We start from the raw sequence: 23,191 nt of genomic DNA on the forward strand, positions 1-23,191 counted from the left end.
TACGCACGCGTTAACAGCCGAAAAACATTGATCTCGTGCGCTTGTGGCGCGCGCGATGAAAAAGGAGTGCACAACTATGGATTGGCGCCATAAGGCGGTCTGTCGCGACGAGGATCCGGAACTGTTCTTCCCCGTAGGGAACAGCGGACCGGCCCTTGCCCAGATCGCTGACGCAAAGCTCGTCTGTAACCGCTGTCCGGTGACGACAGAGTGCCTTACCTGGGCGCTGGAGTCAGGCCAGGACGCCGGAGTGTGGGGTGGCCTCAGCGAGGATGAGCGCCGCGCCCTCAAGCGTCGCAACGCCCGCGCTCGCGCCCGCAGCGCCGTCTAACGCCGCAGCATTGCAGAACCCGGCACAATTTGGTGCCGGGTTCTTTGCTGCTCTGGGCCGGATTGATTGCCGCGCAAAAGCTTTCAGGCCATCAGGCGGGCACGTCGGCCCAGCGGCACCCTAAGCACCGCGTTTGTTCCACCCTCCGGGTCGCTGCGCATGTCCAGTGAGCCGTCAATCTCGGCGGACACCAACGTCCTGACGATCTGCAATCCCAGCCGGTCGGACGTCTCCACACTGAATCCCTCGGGTAGTCCCCGCCCGTCGTCGTGCACGACGACATCGAGCCAGCGTGCCGACCGCTCCGCCCTGATGACCACCTGACCCTGCGCACCCTCTTCGAAGGCGTGCTCAATGGCGTTCTGCACCAGCTCGGTGATCACCATGATCAGTGGCGTCGCGCGGTCCGAGTCGAGCACCCCGAGCGCACCTTCGCGGGAGACGCGCACCTTGGTGTCGACGGTGGCCACGTCGGTCATGATCGGCATGATCCGGTCGATCACCTCATCGAGGTTGACTTCCTCGTCCACGGACATCGACAGGGCGTCGTGGACCAGCGCGATGGACGACACCCGGCGTACCGATTCGAAAAGCGCCTCGCGAGCTTCCTCGTTCTGTGTGCGCCGGGCCTGCAGCCGCAGCAGCGCGGCCACTGTCTGCAGATTGTTCTTCACCCGATGGTGGATCTCGCGGATGGTGGCGTCTTTGGATAGCAGTGCCCGGTCGCGGCGCTTGACCTCGGTCACGTCACGGGTCAGCAGCAGCGCCCCCACCGACGTGCCGCGCACGATAAGCGGCAAGGTACGGATGAGCACCGCGGCACCACGTGCGTCGACCTCCATGCGCATACTCGGCCCGCCAGCCAGCACGTCGCGGATGTGCGCCGCGAGCTCTTGACCTTCAAAGGGGTCCGAGATGAGCGGCTTGGTGACCTCCATGAGGTCATGTCCCTGCAGATCGCTGGCCAATCCCATGCGGTGATACGCCGACAAGGCATTGGGACTGGCGTATCGGACCTCACCGGATACGTCGAGCCTGATGAACCCGTCACCCACCCGGGGGCTGGAGCGCGACATCGCCTGATCGGCCACGTTCGGGAAGGTGCCCTCGGTGAGCATCAGCAGTAGATCGCCCGCACACTCCAGATACGCGCGTTCCAGCACGCCCTTCTTGAGTCGGGAGGCCAGCGCGGTCTGGTGCGTCAGCACGGCCACGGTCCGGTCCCCACAGCGCACCGGAACCGCCTCCACGTTCAACTCGGAGGCGTGCTCGGTCAGATCCGAATCGCTCTCCCGCTCAATGGCCCCCGAGGCGAACGCCGCCTCCACCAACGGAACATCCGCGATCTTCGCGACGGTGCCGACGGCGTCGCTGTCGATGATGGTCGGAGCGGTGTTGGGTCGGCACTGAGCCACGCAGACAAAGGAGTCGTCGTCGCGATGCACCCACATCAGATAGTCGGCGAAAGAGAGGTCAGCCAGCAGCTGCCACTCGGCGACCACGGCGTGCAGATGATCGACCGCTTCACCGGGAAGCATGGTGTGCTCGGCAAGCAGATCACCGAGAGTTGACATCCGGTGGCGATCTAGTCGTCGATGACGGCGATCAAGTCGCCGGCCTGGATGACGTCGCCCACCGAAACGCTCACGTCGCCGATGGTTCCGGCCACCTCAGCCAGTACCGGGATCTCCATCTTCATGGATTCCAGGAGGACGATCGTGTCGCCTTCGGCGATCGCGTCACCCTTCTTGACGAGCACTTCCAGCACGCTGGCCACGATCTCGGCGTGTACTTCCTCGGCCACCTGCGCGCCACCTCGCTCTCGTCGACATCCGGTTACCGGTCCTCATTATCGAACCACACGAACGGGATCCACGCGTTCAACCACCCGCCCCGGCATGAGAGACTGGATACACACACCGGCGCGCACCACGCGCAGCTGGCATGTCAGCCGGGCTCACACCCGGAACCCATTTGATCGGTAAGGAGATTCCCATGGCCAAGCGTGGTCGCAAGAAGCGCAGCCGTAAGCACAACGCCGCCAACCACGGCAAGCGTCCCAACAGCTAGCGCTAGGAGTTCTCGGCCCGCTGCTCGATGAGCGTGGTCTGAGTGATCTTCAACTTAAGACGCTCACGTAGCCCGTCAGGTGCCTTTTCTCCACCGCACTTGCGGGCTACGAGTGTTTTGATCTGCTCTTCGATGCCGTAGTGCTGCAGGCAACCCGGGCACTCTTCGAGATGATGCCGCAGCCGCGCACTGTTCTCTGCGCTGCATTCACCGTCGAGGAGGGTCCACACCTCCGCGATCACCTCGGCGCAACCCGATACCTCGCAGTTGCCACCCGTATCCACACTGTTCTTCAGTTCACCGTCGGTCATGCCCGGCCCTCCGCCAACTCATTGTTGCGCAGGAACCCACGGTCCTTGGCCACTTCGGCCAGCAATTCGCGAAGCTGGCGACGGCCACGGTGCAACCGCGACATCACCGTGCCGATCGGCGTATCCATGATCTCGGCGATCTCCTTGTACGGGAAGCCTTCGACGTCCGCGTAGTACACGGCCATCCGGAATTCTTCCGGCAGCTTATTCAACGCTTGCTTGATTTCGTCATCAGGCAGCCCGTCAAGTGCCTCGATCTCGGCCGACCGCAGCCCTGTGGAGGTGTGCTCGGCGTTCGCGGCCAGCTGCCAGTCGGTGATCTCCTCGGTCGGATACTCCGCAGGCTGGCGCTGCTTCTTGCGGTAGATATTGATGTAGGTATTCGTGAGAATCCGGTACAGCCAGGCCTTGAGATTGGTGCCCTCTTTAAAGGTCCCGAACCCGGCGTACGCCTTGACCATCGTCTCCTGCACCAGGGCCTCCGCGTCGGCGGGATTCCGTGTCATCCGCAGCGCAGCACCGTAGAGCTGATCCAGCAGCGGGAGCGCGTCACGCTGAAAGCGCGCGGCCCGCTCGGCCTCAGTTTCCGCCTTGGTATCCACCTGAATCGGCTGATCAACGGGATCTGCAGTGTCTGTCACGGCGGTCCTTTCGGTAGCGACACCGACCATACGGATCGGCACCGACATCGGACGTTCGAGGCACGCCATTGTCACCTGCAATACCCCTTCCGTGTTGAGGACCATAGTCCGCTCTCTGCGGACACACTGCTCAACACCGACGCATGCCGGGGTATTTCCCAAAGTATCTCGACTGTCAACTCGAAATTCACTGGCCCCGGAGCACTACTGTCCAGATCGTGGGTTCCAAGGCCGCCAAAGCAGCCACTCCGGCCGTCGCCGCGTTGATCGCGGCCGGAGTCGACTATGAACTGTTGCCGTATGAACACCGGCCCGGAGAGAACGCGTTCGGTGATGAGGCGGTGCGCGCGTTGGCTGGTTCCCGATTGGTTCCCGAACAGATCTTCAAGACACTGCTGATCTCGCTGGATCGCGGGGCGGATCTGGCGGTCGCGGTCATCCCGGTACCCGCAACGCTCTCACTCAAGGCCGCCGCTGCCGCGCTCGGCCGGCCCAGGGCCACCATGGCAGATCCGGCGGCGGCCGAGCGCAGTTCCGGTTACGTGGTAGGCGGAATCTCTCCGCTCGGGCAGCGAAAACCATTACCCACCGTCATCGATTCGTCGGCCCTGACCTGGGAGCGCATTCTGTGCAGCGCGGGCAAGCGCGGGCTGCAGATGGCAGTGGCACCCGATGATCTGGTCCGGCTTACCAACGCGGTGACCGCATCCGTCACAGCAGGGTGATCTGCTCCCCCACCCGCTGGGATCCGTCGTCTGGCGCGAGTAGTTCCGGACCGTTGTTCGCGACACTGTTGACCAATGAGGAAACCTGCCGGGTGTCGATTCGGGTTGCCTCCCCGGCCCCCCGCAGAAGGCTCTGGTCCAGATCGCGGTCGGGGTCGAGCCAGCGATCCCACGATTGAGCACCCAGCATCAACGGCATCCGGTCATGGATCTCCTGAAGCGGACCGACCGCATCGGTGGTGACGATCGTGCAGCTCAGCAGGGGCGCCGCGTCCTCGGCGGGCTTCCACACCGACCACAAGCCCGCGGCGAACAATCGCGTATCGTCGCCGGCATTCATATAGAAGGCCGTCTTGGTGCCCTCCTGCTTACGCCACTCGTACCAGCCGTCCATCGGAACGAGGCACCGCTTGGATTGCGCGGCCACGCGGAAGGTCGCGGCCGTGGTGAGGCTCTCCGCCCGGGCATTGATCAGGGGCGCACCCTTGGCCTGCGGCCGACCGTCTTCGCGCGCCTTGGCCCATGTCGGCACCAACCCCCAGCGCATGGCGCGAATACGACGAGTCGGAACGTCGCCGGGTTCGCGATGCCGCGCCACCACCGTGAGCACCGGATCAGTGGGGGCGACGTTGTAGTTCGGGATGACGGGAAGCTGCTGTGCAGATCCAGACGCCTGACTCGCTGTGCTTATCTCGTCGATTGCGTCGATCTCCGCGGCAAGCAGCGCCGGGTCGATCGTCACCGCATACCGTCCGCACATATCGCCATCGTGCCACCCGGGGCCGACACCGCAGGTATGCGTCCGGGACAATGGGGCGGTGACAAGCGGACTCTGGCAGGCACCGACGATCGACGGTTCCGTCAACGCGACCATCACCATGCCCGGCTCGAAATCGCAGACCAATCGAGCGTTCGTGCTCGCGGCGCTGGCAGCGCGCGAGGGCGGCACCTCCACCGTGTCCGGCGCGTTGCGCAGCCGCGACACCGATCTCATGATCGGAGCGTTACGAGCGCTCGGGTTTGCCGTCGCCGGCGACGGTACCGACCTGACGATCTCCCCCGGTACCGGCGACGGGGACACCTCGAGGGTCGACTGCGGTCTTGCCGGAACAGTCCTTCGTTTTCTGCCACCGGTGGCAGCACTTCGCCACGCCCCCACCATTTTTGATGGTGACGATCAGGCACGCGCCCGTCCCATTGCTCCGCTGCTGGACGCGCTGCGCGCCATCGGAGTCGGCATTGACGGGCAGCACCTGCCGTTCACGGTGGCCGGCACCGGGCAAGTCCGCGGCGGCCAGGTCGGTGTCGACGCCTCCGGATCGTCCCAATTCGTTTCCGGTCTCCTGCTTTCCGGCGCCGCGTTCGCCGAAGGTCTGACGGCGGTGAACACCGCGGACGTGCTGCCGTCGGGTCCACACGTGGTCATGACGGTGACGATGCTGCGTGAGGCGGGTATCGCGGTCGATGATTCCACCCCCGGACGCTGGCACATCGATCCGCAGCCAATTCCCGCACACCACTGGGTGATCGAGCCTGACCTGTCGAACGCGCTGGCGTTCATCGCGCCGGCATTGGCCACCGGCGGAAGTGTGCGCATCAGTGGTTGGCCCAGAGAATCCACTCAGCCCGCCCGCCAGATCGAGGACGTGGTGCGCCAGTTCGCCCAGACAGCGTCACTGACGGATTCCCATCTGGAGGTCATCGGCCAGACTGGTTATGGCGGTGTAGATCTGGACCTTGGCGAGGTTGGCGAGCTGACCCCGACGGTGGCGGCACTGGCTGCCCTCGCCGCACCCGGGAGTGTCTCCACACTGCATGGGATCGCGCATCTGCGTGGGCACGAAACCGACCGGCTCAGGGCACTCGCCCATGAGATCAACGCTCTTGGTGGGCAATGCGAGGAGACCGAAGACGGGCTGCGGATCGTCGCCACCGATCTGCACGGCGGCGTCTGGGGCTCGTACGCCGATCACCGGATGGCCACAGCAGGGGCGCTCGTCGGCCTGAAGGTGCCCGGAGTTTCCGTCGACGACATCGCCACCACCGGCAAGACGCTGCCCGACTTCCCCGGAATGTGGGCCGACATGCTCGCTCAATCGGGCGGTCGCGCCTCTTGAGCCCACGCGAGTACGACGAGTCCGACGCCCGCATCCGGCCGGGCCGACGCTCGCGGCCTCGCACCAAGAATCGTCCCGACCACGCCGACGCGGTGCCGGCGATGGTGGTCACCGTGGACCGCGGCCGCTGGGGGTGTGTACTCAACGACGACCCCACCGAACAGGTGACCGCGATGCGTGCCCGTGAACTCGGCCGCACTCCGATCGTGGTGGGCGACACCGTCAGCCTGGTGGGCGATCTGTCCGGCCGACCCGACTCGCTGGCACGCATCGTACGGCTGGAGGAGCGGCGAACGGTGTTGCGCCGCACCGCCGATGACACCGATCCGTTTGAACGGGTCTTTGTCGCCAACGCCGATCAGTTGCTTATCGTGGTGGCGGTTGCCGATCCCCCGCCGCGCACCGGGCTGGTGGAGCGCGCGCTCATCGCGGCGTACGCGGGGGGCCTCATTCCCATCCTGGCTCTCACCAAAACCGATCTCACAGATCCGGATTCGTTCGCGGCACAGTTCGCAGATCTCGATATTCAGGTCATCGTCGCGGGGCGCGACGCGCCGCTGGAGCCCATCATGGATGTGCTGACCGGCCGTCTCACCGCACTGCTCGGGCACTCCGGAGTGGGTAAGTCAACGTTGGTCAATCGGCTTGTGCCCGAAGCCGATCGCGCCACGGGTGAGGTGACCGGTGTCGGCAAGGGCCGGCACACATCCACCCAATCGGTGGCGTTGCCGCTGCATCCGTCGGGCTGGGTCATCGACACCCCGGGCATCAGATCGTTCGGCCTGGCCCACATCAAGCCCGCAGACGTGTTCGCCGCATTCAGCGACCTGTCCGAGGCCATCGAGGACTGCCCGCGTGGCTGCCAACATCTTGGCCCGCCCTCGGACCCCGAGTGCGTCCTCGATGAACTCACCGGCGCGTCCGCGAAACGAGTGATCGCGGTGCGACAGCTGCTTTCTGTGTTAACAACGGCCTAACTCTTGGTTGCGGAGGCCTCCTCGGATCGCGCGAACAGCACATGGCGATTAGCGTTTCCATCAGTGGCTGCGACGGAAACAGCCAACTAGGGTCAGGGGTTAAGAGATGACGAGCTACGTCCGTAGAATCGCCAATGTGGCAGCCATTTTCGCCTGCGGCGTCGCCGCCTGGGCCACCATGTGGCTCTCCGTATCCGGCCTGGGATAGCTCCCGGCCGTTACCAACCTAAAAGCCCCCGACGCATTGCGCGTTCGGGGGCTTTAGGTTTCTGGTCAGGCGTTGATGCTGCGACGCGCCCTTCGGCGTTCACGCACCGCCGCGAACGCGGACTTCAGCCCGCGCCGCTCGCGCGGCTCCAGCTCGTCGAACATCTTGACGCTGCGCGTTTCCGGCGCGTTGTCCGCGGTGTACTTCAGGTACTTGTCCGGCAGCGACAGCTTGGCGATGGTGCGCCACGCCTTGCCGTACTGCAGCAGGAACGGCCCGGAGGTGTACGGCAGGTCGTACTTGTCGCACAGCTCGCGCACTCGTACCGCCACTGCGGAGAGCCGGTTACTCGGCAGATCCGGGAACAGATGATGCTCGATCTGGTGGCACAGGTTGCCGCTCATGAAGGCCATAGCCGGACCGGCGTCAAAGTTGGCGCTGCCCAACATCTGTCGCAGGTACCACTGGCCCTGCGTCTCGTTCTCCAGGTCTTGTTTGGTGAACTTCTCAGCGCCGTCCGGGAAATGGCCGCAGAAGATGACCGCATTCGACCAGATGTTGCGGATCACGTTGGCCAGCAAGTTGGCGGTGACCGTCTTGCGATAGCTCCCCGCGGGCGAGAGCGCGCTCAGCGCCGGGAAGGCCACGTAGTCCTTGGCGACCTGCTTGCCCATCTTGGCCAGCGCCTCTTCACGCTTGGCGCGGAATTCCGCCTTGTCCGCCCGCCCCTGAGCTACCTTGCCAAGCTCCAAATGCTGTGTGCCAACACCCCATTCGAAGAGGAGCATCAACAGTGTGTTGTAGACGAGGTTGCCCAGGTTGAACGGCGTCCACTTCTTGTCGCGGGTGATGCGCAGCAGTCCGTAGCCCACATCGTCATCCATGCCCAGCACATTGGTGTACTTGTGGTGGATGTAGTTGTGGGTCTGCTTCCAGTGCGAGGCCGGGTCCACCATGTCCCACTCCCAGCTGGAGGAGTGGATCTCGGGATCGTTCATCCAATCCCACTGCCCGTGCATGACGTTGTGGCCGATCTCCATGTTCTCGACGATCTTGGCCACCCCGAGCGTCACCGCTCCGGCCCACCAGGCAGACCGCTTCTTGCTCGCGGCCAGCAGCACGCGCCCACTCAGTTCCAGGGCCCGCTGGGCGGCGATGGTGCGACGGATATACCGGGCGTCGGCGGCTCCGAGCGATTCCTCGACATCCCGACGGATCGCGTCCAGCTCATTTCCGAGGGCCTCAACATCAGCCTCGGTGAGGTGCGCGAATTCCTGGATATCCGAAATCGCCATCCGTGAGCTCCCTTCGCCGGTTCGTGCCTACGATAGCGTAACCTACGGCACCGTAGGTTACTAGACCGTTAACCTCATACGTCGAGTACGCAATCCCCCGAGGCTGCGGAAACGCAGGTCTGAATGCGTGATCCCGGCTCGTGCTCGGCGCCATTTCGCAGGTCGCGCGCGTGCCCTTCCAGCAGTGACACCACACAGGTCTGACAGATCCCCATGCGGCACCCGAAGGGCATTTGCACCCCGGCTTCCTCCCCGGCCTCCATCAGCGAGGTGGCGGCATCGGCCGCGCGCTGCTTACCGCTGCGCGCGAAGGTGACCAGACCACCCTGCCCGTGCGGGGCGGCCCGCGACACCGCGAATCGCTCCAGGTGCAATAGATCGGCAAGATCGGCGTCGGCCCACACCCGATGCGCGTCGTCGAGCATGCCTTCCGGACCGCACGCCCACGTTTGGCGCTGCGCCCAGTCCGGGACCTCGGAGGCCAGTGTTGAAAGGTCCAGACGTCCCTGTGTTCTCGTCGTCCGCAGATGGTAGTGGTACGACGGGTGCGCCTCGGAGAACGCGGCGAGCTCACCGGCGAACATCACGTCGGCCTCGGTGGGCGCCGAGTGCAGGTGCACCACATCCGGCAGGGGTAACTCAGCCGCCGCCGACCGCCGCACCAAAGTACGCAGCATCGACATGATCGGGGTGATGCCACTACCCGCGGTGAGGAACAAGATCGCCGGTGGTGCGGGGTCGTCCAGCACAAAGTTCCCCTGGGGGGCGGCCAGGCGCACGATCGTGCCGGGCTCGAGGCCGTTGACCAGGTGTGTCGAGAGAAATCCCTCAGGCATCGCCTTGACGGTGATGGTGATGGTGCGCCCCGAACCACCGGCATGCACGGGTGCCGATGTCAGCGAGTACGACCGCCAACGCCAACGGCCGTCGATCAGCACGCCGATCCCGACGTATTGACCCGGGTGATAGTCGAAGTGGAAGCCCCAGCCCGGCTTGATCTCCAGGGTCGCCGAATCGCTCGTCTCCTTGCGCACGCTGACCACGCGGCCGCGTAGTTCCCGGGCCGACCACAGCGGATTGGCCAGACTCAGATAGTCGTCCGGCAGCAGCGGGGTGGTGATGCGAGAAGCCAAGCCACGCAAGACGTTTACCGCGGCATGGCGCGACTTGGGCGCACCCGAGGCGGACGCGTCGAGCCAGGAAGACAATTTCACAGCCAATGACCTTCCGGTGATGAAGGAGATGCCCAGCCAGGCGTAACCTACGCTACCGTAGGTTACTGGCCGGAAACAGGCCAATCGGCCACGTCATGGCGCCTACAGCAGGTCGAGCAGGAACGGTAGTTCTTGAGTCGCATACCAGGCTAGATCGTGGTCTTGAGCGTCCCCGACCACCAGCTCGGCATCCTCATCGCCCAGATCTGCGGCATCGATCACCTCGGCCGCGCGCACCACATCGGACTCGGCCTGCGCCAGGTCGACGTGCGCGGCCACCACCGCGGACATCGGTATCGCGCCCGCCAGCCGCACCACCGCATCGTCCAGGTCGGGACGCAGCTTGGCATCGTCGGCGTCGGCCACCAGCACCGCCCGCCGGGCCGGCAATTGGCCCTCGCCGTCATGGTTGGCCAGCAGCCGCAGCGAGGCCATCGCCGCTTCGCGCATCGCCACCTCGGACAGCTCCTCATCATCACCTGCGGAGTAGGCCTCACGCAGCGCCGGTGTCACCGCGAACGCGGTGCCGTTCACCGGCCACAGCTCGCCATCGGCCACCAGTTCACGCAGCATCGCGAGCGTCACCGGGATATAAACCTGCATTACTGCGCCGCCTCCAGCAGTTCATCGAGCGCCTCGGTGATCAACACCGGGAGCATGTCAGCATCGGGCATCGCGTCGCGATCAGCATTGATCCCGTAATACACAACGCCGTTGTAGGAAGTCAGCCCGATCGACAACACCTGATTGCGCAGCAACGGAGGTACCGGGTAGATCTCCGCCAAGCGCGCACCGCCAAGATACATAGGTGCTTGCGGCCCAGTAACATTCGTGACCAACAGATTGAACAACCGATTGGGCAGCGTGGTCGCAACGCGGGCCGCCAATGCATGCAGGGTCGGCGGCACGAATCCCGAGAGCGCGGCCATGTTCGGCACATCCACCAAACTAAATGCGGCAGAGTGCGATTCGGTGGCATGCGCGATCTGGGACAACCGCACCACGGCGTTGCCCTCCCCGACAGGTAGATCTACCAGAAAAGGCGACACCTCCGTGGTGGCGGCCCCCTCGGCGAGGACATCCAGATCCCCGTCCCGGTACACCGACATCGGCACTATTGCGCGGATCGTGGAGGCGGTGGTGACCGGCTCTCCCCTGCTCATCAGCCAATTACGCAGCGCCCCAGCGATTACCGCCAAGACCACATCGTTGACATCGCAATCGTATTTGGCACGTACCCGCCGATAGTCGGCCAGCTTGGTGGTTACCACGCAGAACCGCCTGCTGCGCGACACGCGCTGGTTGAGCGGGCCGCGTGGTGCGGTACCGCGAGCCGCGGTACGCACCACCTTGACCATCCGCTCCCCCAACTCACCGATCTCACCCGTCAGCGACGCGGCATCGGCGACCGCGGTGCGTACCGCCTCCAGACGGGCACCGGGACGCGCCAACCATTCCGACACCGCGCCGGCGATCAGCTCGTTCGTACTCGGTTCATGCCCGGGAACCCAGATGTCCTCCCCGAAGTCCGGCGTGCGGGCGGTCCGGTCGAACATGACCTGTCCGAGTTCCAGTGCGGATTGACCATCCACCAGAGCCTGATGCGTCTTGGTGTAGATGGCCAGGCGGTTCTTGGACAACCCCTCCACCAGGTACATCTCCCACAACGGCCGCGATCGATCCAGTGGGCGAGATGTCAAGCGCGCCACCAGGTCTTGCAACTGACCATCACTTCCCGGCGACGGCAGTGCCGAGCGACGGATGTGGTAGGTGACGTCGAAATCGACGTCGTCGAGCCAGACCGGCCGAGCCAGCCCGAACCCGATCTCCTTGACCTTCTGTCGATAGCGCGGAACCTGCGGCAATCGGCTCTCCACCAGCGCGAGAAGCTCCTCATACGTGAAGCCTCCGCGGGGCTTGCGGATGATCGCCAACGAGCCGACATGCATCGGGGTAGAGCTGTCCTCGCGGGAGTAGAACGATGCGTCGAGCGCGGACAACCGAGTCACCACGATCCGCGCCGCCTTCCCCAGAGAATCTCGCCACTCGCATCCAGCGGCGCCGCTGCGCCAACATTACCTGGCGCCCAAGACGCAGGCTGTGCAATCATGATCGGCAAGGTCTGCATCTCTCCAGCAGAGCACATGAGGGGGCTCATTCACTGGAGGGGAACATGTCTCATCGCTATATCACCCGGGTTGCCGACTACGAACCCGCGCCCGTGCTGGCCAGCTTGCCGGCGGCCTGTCGGGCACCGCGGCCAGCGAGGTTGCACCAGTCGCGGGCCCGGCCGACGGGCATTGAACGTCAGACACATCTGCGCGAACAATCTCCATCGCCTCAGGCAGTCGCATTCGCCGATGCCGCAATGCGCCGCGTCCTGGAGGTCATGGACCGGCGCCGGCCCATTGCGCAGCTGCGCCCACTGCTCACGGACGGGCCACTCGGTGCGGTGATGGCACGCTCATCGCGCATTCCGGCCACCGCCGCGGCCCGGCTCAGCAAGCTTCGGGTCCGTCGTTGTACGGACGACTCCGCGGAGATCTTCGGAACCTTCGAGCGCGGCGGCCGCGTCAGGGCATTCGCCGGACGAATCCGATCAGTCCGGGGCAACTGGCTTGTCGTTGCGCTACAGCTCGGCTGACGCCCGCACTCCACCAAGGCACCCCTGCCACACCCTGTCAGGAGTTGACGGATGCCACTTCGCCGCGCTTGACATCCACAACCGCCACACCTAGCGTTCGCGATAGCGAACGGTCGTATTCATTGCCGTCAGAGTTGACAGGCAGTATCCCCTACACGTCAGTGCCGAGGAATGCCATGCTCACTTTCCCCCAAGGACACACCCCCCGTTATCGCGACTTCACCATCGACGCGATCTCTGACGAGACGATGCGCGAGGGGGGTGAACGCGCTCCTTTCGGCGCCACGGACGATCAGAAGATCCAGTTGATTCGGGCCATTACCGATGCGGGTATCACCGACATCGATGTGGGCTCAGGGATTACCGAGGCATCATTTGTCCGCGCCTTGTTGGACGCCCAGCAGCTCGAAAGCACCATCGCCCCCGACGCGACATTCTCCTTCAACCTGACCCTCAAGACTTGGGAACCCCTGTGCGAACAGCTCGAACGAGAGCTGCCCAGCAGCTACTTGTCCGATATCTATGTGAGCATCGGAATGATCGAAATCGATTCAGAAAAACGACTTTTTGAGCGCGTGGCCGAGAGACTCCGGTCAATTGGGGTCGGAAAGCTGCGTTCGAGCCTGCTCAATGCGTTCAGCATCACGGTCGACGAGCAGAAGTACGAGCACCTCAACACACAAATCGAGCGATGCCGTCAACAGGGGATCTCGCTTATCCGCATCAACGACTCGGTCGGCACCCTGGTGCCCGACTCCACAGCAGTGCTGGCCGCCAACCTTGTCCGGGATAACCCGGATATCACCTTCTATCTGCACGGACACAACGACCGGGGGCTGGGCACCGCGAACTCTTTGACTTCGGTGTTCCATGGATTCCAGATGATTGAGGGCGGCGTCGCCGGAGTCGGCAATCGTTCCGGGCTGGCCGAAATTGAGTGTATTGCAGCGATATTCGCAGAAAACAACATCCACGTCGCTGCGGGCACACCGGACCTCGATGGGCTGTGTCGCGCGGCACGGTTGTCCGAGGATGTTTTCCTCACCGCCCCCGATCCCTTCAGAGCGGTGAGCGGATTTCTGACAGAGAACGAGAATGCCGGAATCGTGAATGTCCCTGATTACCTTGGTGTTTCCCGTTCAGTCAAATACTTTCTGAACAGGATCGGCCTCTTTCCGACGTATGTCCGCCAGATACTGTCTGAAAGCGAATTTGGTTCCAGTGCTGTCGATGACGACTCGTTCATCGACCAGGTGTATGAACGACTGGCCACGCATATGGATGCGTTACACCTGCGTAAACGAACCGAATTCGCCCACCTGTCGCGGGCCATCCAGGATTTCTACACGGAAATGGTCCGTCTCGATGACGTCCGAGACTGCGCATTGGAGGTGTTGCGAGATCGTGGGAGCGCGCACGCGAAGGTCGCGTCGTGAGAGTGCTGGTATTCGGCGCGGGGGGCGTCGGTCTGTATTTCTCGGCCGTTCTCGCGCAAGCTGGCCATCACGTGACCGTTGTTGGCCGGCCGGCTACCGTGACTGCCGCCGGCCAGTCCGACTTACAGCTGACCACCAGTGGCGACGTCTTGGCGGTAAGCGGCATTCAAGTAGTCGCGGATATCGCTGAGGCTCGCACAGATCCGACCGCCGACTTGATAATCGTCGCGGTCAAGGCGTGGCAGGTCAGTGCGGCAGCGACCGCCATCGCACCACTGGTGGGGGCACACACAGTGGTACTGCCGCTCCAGAACGGCATCGAGGCAGCCGATGATCTCGCCAATGTTTTAGGGCCGCAACACGTATTGGGCTGTTCCTGTGTGGTTATCGCAAAACGGACCGAACCCTGGGCAGTCACTTGCCTCGGCGCGCACGCGCACCTGGAGATCGGCCCGATATCGAATTCCTTTGCAGTAGAACTTATTTCCATCGTTGCCGCACTGCGCGAGGCGCATATATCCGTTACACTGTCCAAGGACATCCGCGTCACTCTCTGGCGCAAGTTCATGCTTATCTCGTCCTACGGCGGCGTCGGCGCGCTGTCCCGGCAGTCTGTCGGAGTAACCTCCACGACCCCTGAAACTGCGGCATTGATTCGTGACGCCATGATCGAAGTCCTCGCTGTCGGACAGGCGCACGGCGTGGCTCTCTCACATCAAGATGTCGATTCAATGATGGCTGTTTTCCACGCATTTGATCCACTCACCACGTCGTCAATGCACCGCGACCTGTTGGAGGGCCGCCCGTCGGAACTGGAACATCAAAGTGGCGCTGTCCTGAGATATGGCCGTGCCGTCGGGGTGTCGACGCCCATTCATTGGAGTATCTACGCCTCCCAGTTACCGGCAGACATCGCTGCGCGCAAACCCACGGAACGCGCACCGTGACAGAACGGGCTCGCGTACAACCCTTGTCGATGATGGGCGTCGTGGGAGCCAGCATCGGAAATTTCCTCGTCGCCTTCGACGCATCTGCGATAAATGTCGCGCTACCGACCGCGACCGAGGAACTCCATGCGACACTCGAAGTCGGCCAGTGGTTTCTCGACGGGTACACCATTCCGCTCTGCGTGTTTCTGCTCGTTTCCGGCGCGATCGGGGACCGCTATGGCGCCGTCAAGGTGTATCGCTGGTCAATGCTTGCGTTCCTGGCCGCCTCGGTGGCTTGCGCGGCCGCTGACACCGCAGGGACGCTGATCGTCGCGCGCATTGCGCAGGGGATATGCGCAAGCTTCGTGGTGCCGATGACGCTTGCAATCCTGACCAAGGGGGTACCCGATCCCCGGCGGCGCTCAACAATGATCGGAGCGTGGGGCGTCGTCGGCGGTATCGGAATCGCCTCCGCACCCCTGCTGAGCGGACTAATTACCGAATATGCCGGCTGGCGCTGGCTCTTCCTGATCAACGTTCCCATTTGTGCGTTCGCGCTGCGGGCGACACAGACCATCGCCAACACTCCCGCAGACCAACCGCGCCGGTTCAATCCGATTTCCCAACTCTTGTTGTGCGTGTTTCTTACCAGTGTTGCGAGTGTGCTCATCGAGGGCAGACGCCTTGGCTGGTCGAGTGTGTCAACTCTCGCGATAGTCGGCACCGCACTGCTGACCGCCGCTGCCCTCTGGCAAGTCGAACGGCGGTCCGCCGAGCCGACGATCCCGCCGGCCCTCGCCCGTAATCGCCCATATCTGCTGATCGTCTGCGCAGGCAGCTTCTACCAGTTCGCCTCCTACGGCTCACTGCTGGTGCTCGCGCTCTTTCTGCAGGTTCGGCACGGTCTCCGCGCCGATCACGCCGGATACATCATGTCCATTTGCTGCGTCGCTTGGCTCCTCGGCAATGTACTTGCCGTGAAGGTAACGCCGGACAACCGTCGACAGGCGATCTTGGCGCTGGCCGCGGTGGGTTGCGTTGGCGCCATCGCCGCGGCAGTACTTTCACTCACTGAGAAGATAGCTCCGGCCATGGTGCCGACATCATTGATCGGCATGGCATCCGGCGTGCTTGCCTCATCGCTGAGCGCTGCCGCCATGCATGTCAGTCCGCATACCGTCTCCGGGGTGGGGTCCGCGGTGCTCAACACCAGCCGACAGAGCGGGATGGTTGTCGCAATCGCGCTACTGGGCGGTTTGCCGTTCGATCACCAACTACTGGTGCCAATGCTCCTCGTTGCCTCGGCATTCGCCATGGTGCTTGTGACGACCGCTCTCGCCTATCGCCCGGCCCTGTTGAAACAGAGTTCTGCCCAACGCCTTCAATCTTCAGCCTGCCAATTCCCGTCGCGTGGATAGCATTTGGATATGGGTAACACTCTGACGGTTCAGACGGCGCTTCTGGACGTAGAAGTACAGCGGCACGGCAACCCGGAGGCCGCAGACAAGCCACCGGTTGTGCTTTTGCATGGCTGGCCAGACTCCGTCGCGACGTGGACGCATGTGATCCCGGCGCTGGTTTCTGCCGGATACCCGGTATACGCGCCATCTCTGCGGGGAAGTGGCCAAACGAAGTTCCGATATGCCGACACACCTCGAACCGGCAGGCTGGGCGATCTGCTGCGTGATCTGTTCGCGGTGTGCGACCAGTTGAAGTTGGAACGATTCCATCTGGTCGGCCATGACTGGGGCGCACGTACGGCCTTCGCTGGTGGAATCGTCGCACCTCACAGAATCGTGAGCCTGTCCGCGATCTCGGCGGGCTGGCACCCCGCCGGCCATGGCCCCACCCTCTCATCCCTCCAGGCACAGAGGTTCTGGTATCAATGGCTCCTCAACACCCCGGCCGGATCGGATCTGTTGCAGCGGGAGCGGCGGGAACTCGTTGAGCTGATCTGGCGCGACTGGTCGCCGAACTGGAAATTCTCCGACCAAGAGTTCGATGACACGTTCACATCGTTACAAAGTAGCGACTGGCTTGAAGTGACATTAAGCTACTACCGGGCACGCTGGGGGTGGGGTGCGGTCATTGACGACCCATACGAAAATCAGATCGCACAGGCGACAGCGATTTCGGTCCCATCCCTCGTCCTGCACGGCGATTCGGACAACTGCGTATTACCGGTTGCTAGCGAAGGGATGAACCAGTACTTCCCAAACGGGTTCAGCAGACTAACTACCCCGGGTGTCGGCCATTTCCCACAGCGCGAAGACCCGCCATGGGTAAGCGGAGCCCTACTTCAATGGTTTAAGCAATGGGGGAACCCTAGGTGAAATCAATTCAACATCGGGATGTCGCAAAGATCTGCGATGACCTCTGCATTGCCACTATTTCCTCGGGCGAATCCATTACGTTGGCCGACATCTTTACGACAGTAGGAGCCCGTCGTGGTCGTCCCATCGAATCGCGCGCGACCGACTTCGCGGGAACAGAGGTCTTCGGTCTGTGGCTGGCTCTCCCCCACGCCGATCTCGTCCTCTACGAACAGTCGACCTCGGTAGCGCATCAAGCCCACATCGTCCTGCATGAGCTCGGGCATATCGTCCTCGAGCATCGGCTGTCGCCACCTACCGCCGGCGACAACTCCATCGAGGGTGAACAGTGCCGGCTAATGCTCAGACAAGAACTACTCGAACCGCTTGAGATCCAGGCCGAGACATTCGCACATGTTCTGGCACAACGCATGAGGATGCAATCATCTCGCTCGCCGACAGCGAGGCCCCACGCCGCCGCCCGACGCATCTCCGACACCCTAACCGGGGGGCGCCTCTTTGACCGTCTCTGACGATTGGCATTTCATCGGATATCAGACGGCGGCATTGATGTTCCTGGCCGGCGGGATCTGGGTGCTCGCCCCCGTACTGCGCCAGCGGCACAAACCCGGAACGTCGATCATCCTGAGTAGCTCGCTAATACTCGGATTTCTCTTCTATCAGGCCACTGCCTTGATCTTCATCTCGCGGGCCGCCGAGTTGGTGGCGATCGACCATGTATTCGCACTCATAACGCACCTACTTGGCGTTTTATGGAGCTTTTCCACGATTCTTCTCGCACTCAGTTGGCTAAATCCCGACTATGTCAGAAAAAGTCTATGGTGGCTGCTCGCAAGCTCGATGACAGCCTGCGCCATCTTGATCTCGACTTTCGTTCAACTGTATCCGGGCCCACCCGGATACAACTATATCGTGAATATCGCGGACCAGCCCCTGGGAAAGATCTACTCCTCGACTTACGCTATATCAATCCTGGCGGCCAAAATTCTGGTCATAGTCATCACCGTTCCACAGATTCGACGAGTCCACAATCCGATGGTGCGTATCGGATTGGTACTGGTTGCCAGCGGTTCATTTCTCATCGCATTATTCGCGTCGATGCGCTTCGCATTCGGCGTATTGCAGTCCTACCTCTCGCCGGCCAACCTCGAATTGTTACCGCTCACGGCACATGTAACGGGCGCGATCATGTACGTGATGGGCATTGCGTTGGTGCAACTCATGGTCACTGCCTGGACGCTGCTCACCGGCATAGGGAACTATTGGCGGCTTCGCCCACTCTGCCGCGCCGGCATCGCCGAATTCCCCGCGTTAGGCATGGTCCCGACCCTGCAGCTTCGCGACTACTGGTCGATCGAACGGACGAACACGCAGCTCCTCGCCGTGGTCGTGCTACTACTCGACGTCAGCGTGTTGCTGTCGCGCGCCAGCAATCAGCCATCGCCCCACCCGCAGACCGAGACCGCACTGCCGACAGGCGACCTACGTGCCGCCTATCGAGATGATCTGAAGCGAATGCTGGGAGTAGCCAGCCGCTATCGAACCTTACGCCGCGCCCAATGCCCTTCGGAGGCATTACGCAGATCATTAGTCGATGGGCGGCAACCCCTCCAATGACCGAACGCTGTTGATTATCTGGGCGATATGGCGCATTGACGACGCACTGAGACCGGCCGCTCGAAACCCCAACTCGGTAGCCCCGGCGGCCTGCAGTGCATCGATCAGCTCCCCCCGCGCGACAATCTCCTCGGCACGAGCCGGTGAGTCCACCGTGAAATAGCTCGGATCCACGCTGAAATACCGGGCAAACGCACGCACCAAATCCAGCCGGGGATCAGGCGCCACCCCATTACGTAGTTCGGAAAGGTACCCCTTGCTCAGGGTAACTCCTGTCTGGTCGCGGAAGTCCGAAATAAACTGCGAGAGAGATAATTCCACCCCGGTCTTGCTGGTTCGTTCGGCGAAGAGCCGATTGAGGCGATCTGCGAACGAATCCTGATCGGCGTCATCGCCGTGTGGCATGGCCCACTCCTCAACCCATCAAACCCCGGGGAATTAGGTACTGCGTTCATAGTAGTGCACATGCGTCTGGGATTGTGAACGCCCGATCTGGCCGCATTCCTAGCGCCACCGCACCGGTAACGACAGTGTGCACGGCCGATTACGACCGTACGTACCTCATGTCTGGGATCGTGCCGGGGTTGCGGACTCAGCTTTCTTGAGACGCCTCTTCAACTGCATATTCTTGAGCAGCCGCAGGGTCAGGCTGGTGGACGTGATCATGGGAATCACCCCAAGAAACGTCCGTTCCGAAGGCGTCGCGCCGTGTAATTGTTCGAGGCTGCCCGCGACGTAGAAGCACCCGAGGGTGAATATCGCCGCGGGGATCGAGTACACCAACAGTGAGCCTCGATCCGCGATCACCTGGCGTGCATGATCGAACTCGTCTTGCGACATCGGCCGCCGCTTGCGAAGCTTCGTCAGCACGGCCGCGTTGCTTCCGATGCGCTCGCTGATCGGTGTGGTGCGCCGGCGCTGTAGACGCCTTACGTACACGAAGACGCACCCAACCAGCACTACCTCCACCACGGCCGCCAGCACCGTCAGGGTTGCATATGAGATCACCGTTGCACTCCCGCACTCTGCCGCCGTGACGGGCGGGCGAAAACCCTTGTCGGCCACCAGAACCAGGTTCCAAAAAGCCGCACCAGTGACGGGACAATAAACGATCGCACGATCAAGGTGTCGAGCAGCAATCCGATGCATATCGTCGAGCCCACTTGGCCGATCGTGCGCAAGTCACTGGCGAGCATGGCCAACATCGTGAACGCGAAGACAAGACCCGCCGATGTCACCACCGAACCGGTACTTCCGAGCGCCCGGATCAGACCGGTGTTGAGCCCGGCCCCCGTCTCTTCCTTCAATCGGGCCACCAAAAGCAGGTTGTAGTCCGACCCCACCGCAACCAGGATGATGAATGTCAGTGGCAGCACCAGCCAATGCAGCGGCAAGCCAATGAGGTGCTGCCAGATAAGTACCGACAAACCGAATGCGCCGCTATAAGAAAACGCCACCGTGCCGATGATCACAAAGGGTGCCATCAAGCTTCGGGTCAGGAACATCATGATCAAGAAGATCAAGACAAATGCGGCGATCGCCACAATGAGCAGATCGGATGCGCCGTACTCCTTGATGTCCTTGTCGTTCGAGCCTGCGCCGCCGACATAGACCCTGGCACCCGCCAGTGAGGTCTCCTTCAACGCCAGACCCACCGCCTCGGGGAACTGCTCGACGTGTTCTACGCCCTCGGGTCCCATCGCGTTGCCTTCGTGCGTGATCATGAACCGCGCGGCCATACCGTCGGGCGACATCAGCAGTTGCATCCCGGTCTTGACGTCTTCGTTCTCGAAGCCCTGTCTGGGGATGTAGAAGAAGTCGTCGCTGCGGGATTTGTCGAAGTCGAGACCCACATTGATCATGTCGTCGAATGTCTGCGTGGTCAGCGTCGATTGCAGGTCGGAGGTTCCGTAAGTGTTGATGATCAGCGCCCTGATGCCCTCCATATCGTTGGCCATCACCTTCAGCTGCGAAACCATCTGCGGCAGAAGCTTGTCCACAATTTCAAGCTGGGCCACAGCGTCCTTGATGTCGGCCGCCAGTTTGTCGACGCTGTCGAGCATGTCGAACAGCGACCGGAAGGCCCAGCACGCGGGGATGTCAAAGCAGTGCGGCTCCCAATAGAAGTAGTTGCGCAGCGGTCGCATGAAGTCATCGAGATTCGAAACGTACTGATCCATCGCCTCGGTGACCTGCTGCATGTCCTCCATCGTGATGACCGTCGCGTGCATCGCATCGGAAAGTTTCTGGGTGAGGTCAATCATGTCCCGCAGCACCAAGATGGTGTTTCCCATGATCTCGGCTTGCTGCGCGGTATTACCGTTCTGCCGTTTGGTGAACGGGAGCTGCTGACCATTGCCACTCCCCTGTGTAGTGAAAAGATAAGGGAGCGTGGCATGTTCCAGCGGCCTACCCAACGGGCGGGTGATGCTCTGCACCATCGACACGCCAGGAAGGCGCACGAGGCTCTTGGCCACCCGGTCCAGGGAGATGAAGTCCGCGGAATTTCGCATATCGTGGTCGGACTCGACCATCAGCATCTCCGTGAAGAGCTTGCTCTTGGAAAAATGGCGGTCCGCCGCCGCAAACCCCTGATTAGCCGGTGCGCCGGCTGGTTGATAGGCACGGTCGTCGTAACTGACCTGGTACGTCGGCACGAAGACCGCACCCACCATGACGATGATGCTGCTTGCCACGAAGATCGGCACCGGCCAGCGCACCACACTGGTTCCGATGCGGCGATACAACTGCGCCTTGGCTTTTGCCTTCGGGTCGAATAATCCGAACAAGCTCCCGACGGTGAGCACGGCCGGCACCAGGGTAAGGGCTGCCGCGATGGTGAGCACCATGGCGATGGCAACCGCGGGCCCCATGGTGTGGAAGTAATTCAGCCGGGCAAAGCTCAGGCAATAGCAGGCCCCCGCGATGGTCAACCCGGATCCGATAACGACCGGCGCCACCCCGCGGTACGCCGTGTAATAGGCCTCCTCACGACTCTGCCCCGCGTACCGTGCCTCGTGGTATCGCCCCAACAGGAAAATGCCGTAATCGGTTCCCGCGCCCAGCGTCAGCGATACCACTATGTTGACGGCGAACGAAGACAGCTCGATGTACCCCAGGTGCCCGAGTGTAGCGATGACACCTTTGGTGACAAGCATTTCGATCAACACACCGGCCAGCGGCAACAACAGCGTCGAGAAGGAGCGGTACACGAGCAACAGCATCACGATAATGAGAATGATCGTGATGATGGTGATGTTGTTCAGGCTCGAATTCGCGATGTCCAGGGTGTCACCGGCCAATGGCGCAGGCCCACTCACGTAGACCCGGAGACCAGGTGGTGGCGTCTGCTTCTCGACAATGCCGCGCACCGCCCGGACGGATTCGTTGGCCTGCATCTGGCCTATGTCACCGGCCAGACGCAGCAGCACATAGGTGGACTTGCCGTCGATGCTTTGCGCGCCAGCCGATGTGATCGATTTCCCCCACAGGTCCATCACATACTGAACGTGCTCGCTATCGTCCTTGAACCGTTGCATCAGATCGTCGTAGTAGCGATGATCCTCGTCTCCGAGCACCCGATCCTGCGATTCCAGCACAACCATCGTCAGGCTCGTCGACGTCGATTCCTGGAACTTTTCGCCGATATGCAGCATGGCATGCTGCGACGGCGCGTAGTGGGGAATCATCGGCCCCGCGAGTTGCTCGGCCACTTTTTCAACCTGCGGCACAAAGGTATTGGTCGTCACAGCCAGGAACGCCCAGAAGACGATGATCGGCACCGCAAGGACGCGGACCATACGCGGGACCAACGGACGTCTGACCGATATCGGGCCCGTGGGCATCTCATGGTTACTCATACCGACTTGACCCTGCACGTGACGTCAGCGTCCTGATGATCGTCGAACTTCTCGTCTCGCACAACGTCATTGACCAAGATTCGGCAGCCCACCTCACCACCACGAACCTGAACCGAGATACTCCCGGAGACAACGGTGAGAGTCGTCGCCTCAGTGTGCGACCATGGCAAATCGGCGCCGTCAGCCTGGTGCGGATGTCCGTAGACGTCCACATACGAAAGCATTGCTCCACTGCCAGTGCCGAATACCTGATAGGTGAGTCGTTTCTGCGTGAAACTGTCTGGCGCCTGCGGTCCGTTGACGGTGAACACCGGCGGCGGGGAGGATGAATCGTGCACCTTCCACATCGCGACTGCGCCGAAGCCAACCGCGATGATGGACACCAACGGCATCCAGGCACCCTCCAGGATGCGCCGTACGGCGGAACGGCGGCTCATCCGACGCGCTCGACAAGGAATTTCAGGCACGGAAATACCTTCATGA

Annotated in this window: 26 protein-coding genes; 13 read left to right on the forward strand and 13 right to left on the reverse strand. The window is 62.3% G+C overall.

Going from position 1 to position 23,191, the window contains the following annotated elements; translation table 11 throughout:
• Window positions 1-76 precede the first annotated feature (76 nt).
• Window positions 77-331, forward strand: coding sequence for a WhiB family transcriptional regulator (locus BB28_RS17745; RefSeq protein ID WP_005056343.1), 255 nt, complete (start codon window positions 77-79; stop codon window positions 329-331).
• Between the two features lie 83 nt (window positions 332-414).
• Here the strand turns inward: BB28_RS17745 and BB28_RS17750 are convergent, their stop codons facing one another.
• On the reverse strand, window positions 415-1,905 hold the full coding sequence (locus BB28_RS17750; RefSeq protein ID WP_046254455.1) for a sensor histidine kinase: 1,491 nt from the start codon (window positions 1,903-1,905) through the stop codon (window positions 415-417).
• Between the two features lie 11 nt (window positions 1,906-1,916).
• Window positions 1,917-2,135: a biotin/lipoyl-binding carrier protein gene (locus tag BB28_RS17755; RefSeq protein WP_005056341.1), complete on the reverse strand. Its 219-nt coding sequence runs from the start codon at window positions 2,133-2,135 to the stop codon at window positions 1,917-1,919.
• Here BB28_RS17755 and BB28_RS25730 point away from each other — a divergent pair.
• Window positions 2,118-2,309 (forward strand): hypothetical protein, encoded by a 192-nt coding sequence (locus tag BB28_RS25730; RefSeq protein ID WP_075874160.1) that lies wholly within the window; start codon window positions 2,118-2,120, stop codon window positions 2,307-2,309. The genes BB28_RS17755 and BB28_RS25730 overlap by 18 nt on opposite strands.
• Window positions 2,310-2,326: 17 nt before the next feature.
• Window positions 2,327-2,401: a 50S ribosomal protein bL37 gene (locus tag BB28_RS25845; protein ID WP_085988129.1), complete on the forward strand. Its 75-nt coding sequence runs from the start codon at window positions 2,327-2,329 to the stop codon at window positions 2,399-2,401.
• Window positions 2,402-2,403: 2 nt separating this feature from the next.
• Here the strand turns inward: BB28_RS25845 and rsrA are convergent, their stop codons facing one another.
• Together rsrA and BB28_RS17765 are read right to left on the reverse strand one after the other, a co-directional pair.
• Window positions 2,404-2,712 carry a mycothiol system anti-sigma-R factor gene (rsrA, locus tag BB28_RS17760; RefSeq protein WP_046254456.1) on the reverse strand — a complete coding sequence of 103 codons (309 nt, stop codon included), beginning with the start codon at window positions 2,710-2,712 and terminating at the stop codon, window positions 2,404-2,406.
• Window positions 2,709-3,422: a sigma-70 family RNA polymerase sigma factor gene (locus BB28_RS17765; protein WP_046255947.1), complete on the reverse strand. Its 714-nt coding sequence runs from the start codon at window positions 3,420-3,422 to the stop codon at window positions 2,709-2,711. The genes rsrA and BB28_RS17765 overlap by 4 nt, the downstream gene beginning before the upstream one ends.
• Before the next feature lie 149 nt (window positions 3,423-3,571).
• Here BB28_RS17765 and BB28_RS17770 point away from each other — a divergent pair, with 149 nt between their 5' ends.
• Window positions 3,572-4,078, forward strand: a complete 507-nt coding sequence (locus BB28_RS17770) for an aminoacyl-tRNA deacylase (RefSeq protein WP_046254457.1) — start codon at window positions 3,572-3,574, stop codon at window positions 4,076-4,078.
• On the opposite strand, the gene BB28_RS17775 is transcribed toward BB28_RS17770, so the two are convergent.
• The gene (locus BB28_RS17775) at window positions 4,065-4,838 is read right to left on the reverse strand and encodes an SOS response-associated peptidase (protein ID WP_046254458.1); all 774 of its coding nucleotides are present in this window, start codon (window positions 4,836-4,838) and stop codon (window positions 4,065-4,067) included. The genes BB28_RS17770 and BB28_RS17775 overlap by 14 nt on opposite strands.
• A 58-nt stretch (window positions 4,839-4,896) precedes the next feature.
• Between BB28_RS17775 and aroA the strand changes: the two genes are divergently transcribed.
• Together aroA and rsgA are read left to right on the forward strand one after the other, a co-directional pair.
• On the forward strand, window positions 4,897-6,195 hold the full coding sequence (gene aroA, locus BB28_RS17780) for a 3-phosphoshikimate 1-carboxyvinyltransferase (protein WP_046254459.1): 1,299 nt from the start codon (window positions 4,897-4,899) through the stop codon (window positions 6,193-6,195).
• Window positions 6,192-7,172 carry a ribosome small subunit-dependent GTPase A gene (gene rsgA, locus BB28_RS17785; protein WP_046254460.1) on the forward strand — a complete coding sequence of 327 codons (981 nt, stop codon included), beginning with the start codon at window positions 6,192-6,194 and terminating at the stop codon, window positions 7,170-7,172. The genes aroA and rsgA overlap by 4 nt, the downstream gene beginning before the upstream one ends.
• Before the next feature lie 273 nt (window positions 7,173-7,445).
• Here rsgA and BB28_RS17790 read toward each other — a convergent pair whose 3' ends face one another.
• The 4 genes from BB28_RS17790 to BB28_RS17805 all read right to left on the reverse strand — a co-directional run bounded on the left by BB28_RS17790 (window position 7,446) and on the right by BB28_RS17805 (window position 11,901).
• Window positions 7,446-8,675 carry a fatty acid desaturase family protein gene (locus tag BB28_RS17790; protein WP_046254461.1) on the reverse strand — a complete coding sequence of 410 codons (1,230 nt, stop codon included), beginning with the start codon at window positions 8,673-8,675 and terminating at the stop codon, window positions 7,446-7,448.
• Between the two features lie 74 nt (window positions 8,676-8,749).
• The gene (locus BB28_RS17795; protein ID WP_046254462.1) at window positions 8,750-9,889 is read right to left on the reverse strand and encodes a ferredoxin reductase; all 1,140 of its coding nucleotides are present in this window, start codon (window positions 9,887-9,889) and stop codon (window positions 8,750-8,752) included.
• 102 nt (window positions 9,890-9,991) lie between these two features.
• Window positions 9,992-10,492: a DUF6912 family protein gene (locus BB28_RS17800; protein WP_046254463.1), complete on the reverse strand. Its 501-nt coding sequence runs from the start codon at window positions 10,490-10,492 to the stop codon at window positions 9,992-9,994.
• Window positions 10,492-11,901 (reverse strand): WS/DGAT/MGAT family O-acyltransferase, encoded by a 1,410-nt coding sequence (locus tag BB28_RS17805; RefSeq protein WP_046254464.1) that lies wholly within the window; start codon window positions 11,899-11,901, stop codon window positions 10,492-10,494. The genes BB28_RS17800 and BB28_RS17805 overlap by 1 nt, the downstream gene beginning before the upstream one ends.
• 161 nt (window positions 11,902-12,062) lie before the next feature.
• Here BB28_RS17805 and BB28_RS17810 point away from each other — a divergent pair, with 161 nt between their 5' ends.
• The 7 genes from BB28_RS17810 (at window position 12,063) to BB28_RS17840 (ending at window position 18,848) form a co-directional block, all read left to right on the forward strand.
• The gene (locus BB28_RS17810) at window positions 12,063-12,533 is read left to right on the forward strand and encodes an Rv3235 family protein (RefSeq protein ID WP_046254465.1); all 471 of its coding nucleotides are present in this window, start codon (window positions 12,063-12,065) and stop codon (window positions 12,531-12,533) included.
• Window positions 12,534-12,709: 176 nt separating this feature from the next.
• Window positions 12,710-13,969 (forward strand): beta/alpha barrel domain-containing protein, encoded by a 1,260-nt coding sequence (locus BB28_RS17815; RefSeq protein WP_046254466.1) that lies wholly within the window; start codon window positions 12,710-12,712, stop codon window positions 13,967-13,969.
• A 2-nt stretch (window positions 13,970-13,971) separates the two neighbouring features.
• Complete coding sequence (locus tag BB28_RS17820) at window positions 13,972-14,916, forward strand: ketopantoate reductase family protein (protein WP_046254467.1); 945 nt, start codon at window positions 13,972-13,974, stop codon at window positions 14,914-14,916.
• Window positions 14,913-16,316, forward strand: a complete 1,404-nt coding sequence (locus tag BB28_RS17825; protein ID WP_046254468.1) for an MFS transporter — start codon at window positions 14,913-14,915, stop codon at window positions 16,314-16,316. The genes BB28_RS17820 and BB28_RS17825 overlap by 4 nt, the downstream gene beginning before the upstream one ends.
• A gap of 9 nt (window positions 16,317-16,325) precedes the next feature.
• Window positions 16,326-17,231 (forward strand): alpha/beta fold hydrolase, encoded by a 906-nt coding sequence (locus tag BB28_RS17830; RefSeq protein ID WP_046254469.1) that lies wholly within the window; start codon window positions 16,326-16,328, stop codon window positions 17,229-17,231.
• The gene (locus tag BB28_RS25735; RefSeq protein ID WP_046254470.1) at window positions 17,228-17,743 is read left to right on the forward strand and encodes a hypothetical protein; all 516 of its coding nucleotides are present in this window, start codon (window positions 17,228-17,230) and stop codon (window positions 17,741-17,743) included. The genes BB28_RS17830 and BB28_RS25735 overlap by 4 nt, the downstream gene beginning before the upstream one ends.
• A complete protein-coding gene (locus BB28_RS17840) occupies window positions 17,730-18,848 on the forward strand; it encodes a hypothetical protein (protein ID WP_046254471.1) in 1,119 nt (372 codons plus the stop codon). Before BB28_RS25735 ends, BB28_RS17840 begins: the two co-directional genes overlap by 14 nt.
• Here BB28_RS17840 and BB28_RS17845 read toward each other — a convergent pair.
• The 4 genes from BB28_RS17845 to BB28_RS17860 form a co-directional block, all read right to left on the reverse strand.
• Window positions 18,819-19,253 (reverse strand): hypothetical protein, encoded by a 435-nt coding sequence (locus tag BB28_RS17845; protein ID WP_046254472.1) that lies wholly within the window; start codon window positions 19,251-19,253, stop codon window positions 18,819-18,821. The genes BB28_RS17840 and BB28_RS17845 overlap by 30 nt on opposite strands.
• Before the next feature lie 156 nt (window positions 19,254-19,409).
• Window positions 19,410-19,856, reverse strand: coding sequence for a hypothetical protein (locus BB28_RS17850; RefSeq protein WP_046254473.1), 447 nt, complete (start codon window positions 19,854-19,856; stop codon window positions 19,410-19,412).
• Window positions 19,853-22,708, reverse strand: coding sequence for an MMPL/RND family transporter (locus BB28_RS17855; protein WP_075874159.1), 2,856 nt, complete (start codon window positions 22,706-22,708; stop codon window positions 19,853-19,855). Before BB28_RS17855 ends, BB28_RS17850 begins: the two co-directional genes overlap by 4 nt.
• Window positions 22,705-23,145 (reverse strand): MmpS family transport accessory protein, encoded by a 441-nt coding sequence (locus BB28_RS17860; RefSeq protein ID WP_046254475.1) that lies wholly within the window; start codon window positions 23,143-23,145, stop codon window positions 22,705-22,707. Before BB28_RS17860 ends, BB28_RS17855 begins: the two co-directional genes overlap by 4 nt.
• Between the last annotated feature and the right edge of the window lie 46 nt (window positions 23,146-23,191).

Origin of the sequence: Mycobacteroides chelonae CCUG 47445, assembly GCF_001632805.1 — a bacterium.
Taxonomy (GTDB): Bacteria; Actinomycetota; Actinomycetes; order Mycobacteriales; family Mycobacteriaceae; genus Mycobacterium; species Mycobacterium chelonae.

Coding starts and splice junctions, on each gene's coding strand:
- BB28_RS17855 (WP_075874159.1), bottom strand. CDS start 22,708: ATGAGTAACCATGAGATGCCCACGGGCCCGATATCGGTCAGACGTCCG.
- BB28_RS17810 (WP_046254465.1), top strand. CDS start 12,063: ATGTCTCATCGCTATATCACCCGGGTTGCCGACTACGAACCCGCGCCC.
- BB28_RS17790 (WP_046254461.1), bottom strand. CDS start 8,675: ATGGCGATTTCGGATATCCAGGAATTCGCGCACCTCACCGAGGCTGAT.
- BB28_RS17800 (WP_046254463.1), bottom strand. CDS start 10,492: ATGCAGGTTTATATCCCGGTGACGCTCGCGATGCTGCGTGAACTGGTG.
- BB28_RS17775 (WP_046254458.1), bottom strand. CDS start 4,838: ATGTGCGGACGGTATGCGGTGACGATCGACCCGGCGCTGCTTGCCGCG.
- BB28_RS17815 (WP_046254466.1), top strand. CDS start 12,710: ATGCTCACTTTCCCCCAAGGACACACCCCCCGTTATCGCGACTTCACC.
- rsrA (WP_046254456.1), bottom strand. CDS start 2,712: ATGACCGACGGTGAACTGAAGAACAGTGTGGATACGGGTGGCAACTGC.
- BB28_RS17765 (WP_046255947.1), bottom strand. CDS start 3,422: ATGGCGTGCCTCGAACGTCCGATGTCGGTGCCGATCCGTATGGTCGGT.
- BB28_RS17750 (WP_046254455.1), bottom strand. CDS start 1,905: ATGTCAACTCTCGGTGATCTGCTTGCCGAGCACACCATGCTTCCCGGT.
- BB28_RS17830 (WP_046254469.1), top strand. CDS start 16,326: ATGGGTAACACTCTGACGGTTCAGACGGCGCTTCTGGACGTAGAAGTA.
- BB28_RS17845 (WP_046254472.1), bottom strand. CDS start 19,253: ATGCCACACGGCGATGACGCCGATCAGGATTCGTTCGCAGATCGCCTC.
- BB28_RS17860 (WP_046254475.1), bottom strand. CDS start 23,145: ATGAGCCGCCGTTCCGCCGTACGGCGCATCCTGGAGGGTGCCTGGATG.
- BB28_RS17745 (WP_005056343.1), top strand. CDS start 77: ATGGATTGGCGCCATAAGGCGGTCTGTCGCGACGAGGATCCGGAACTG.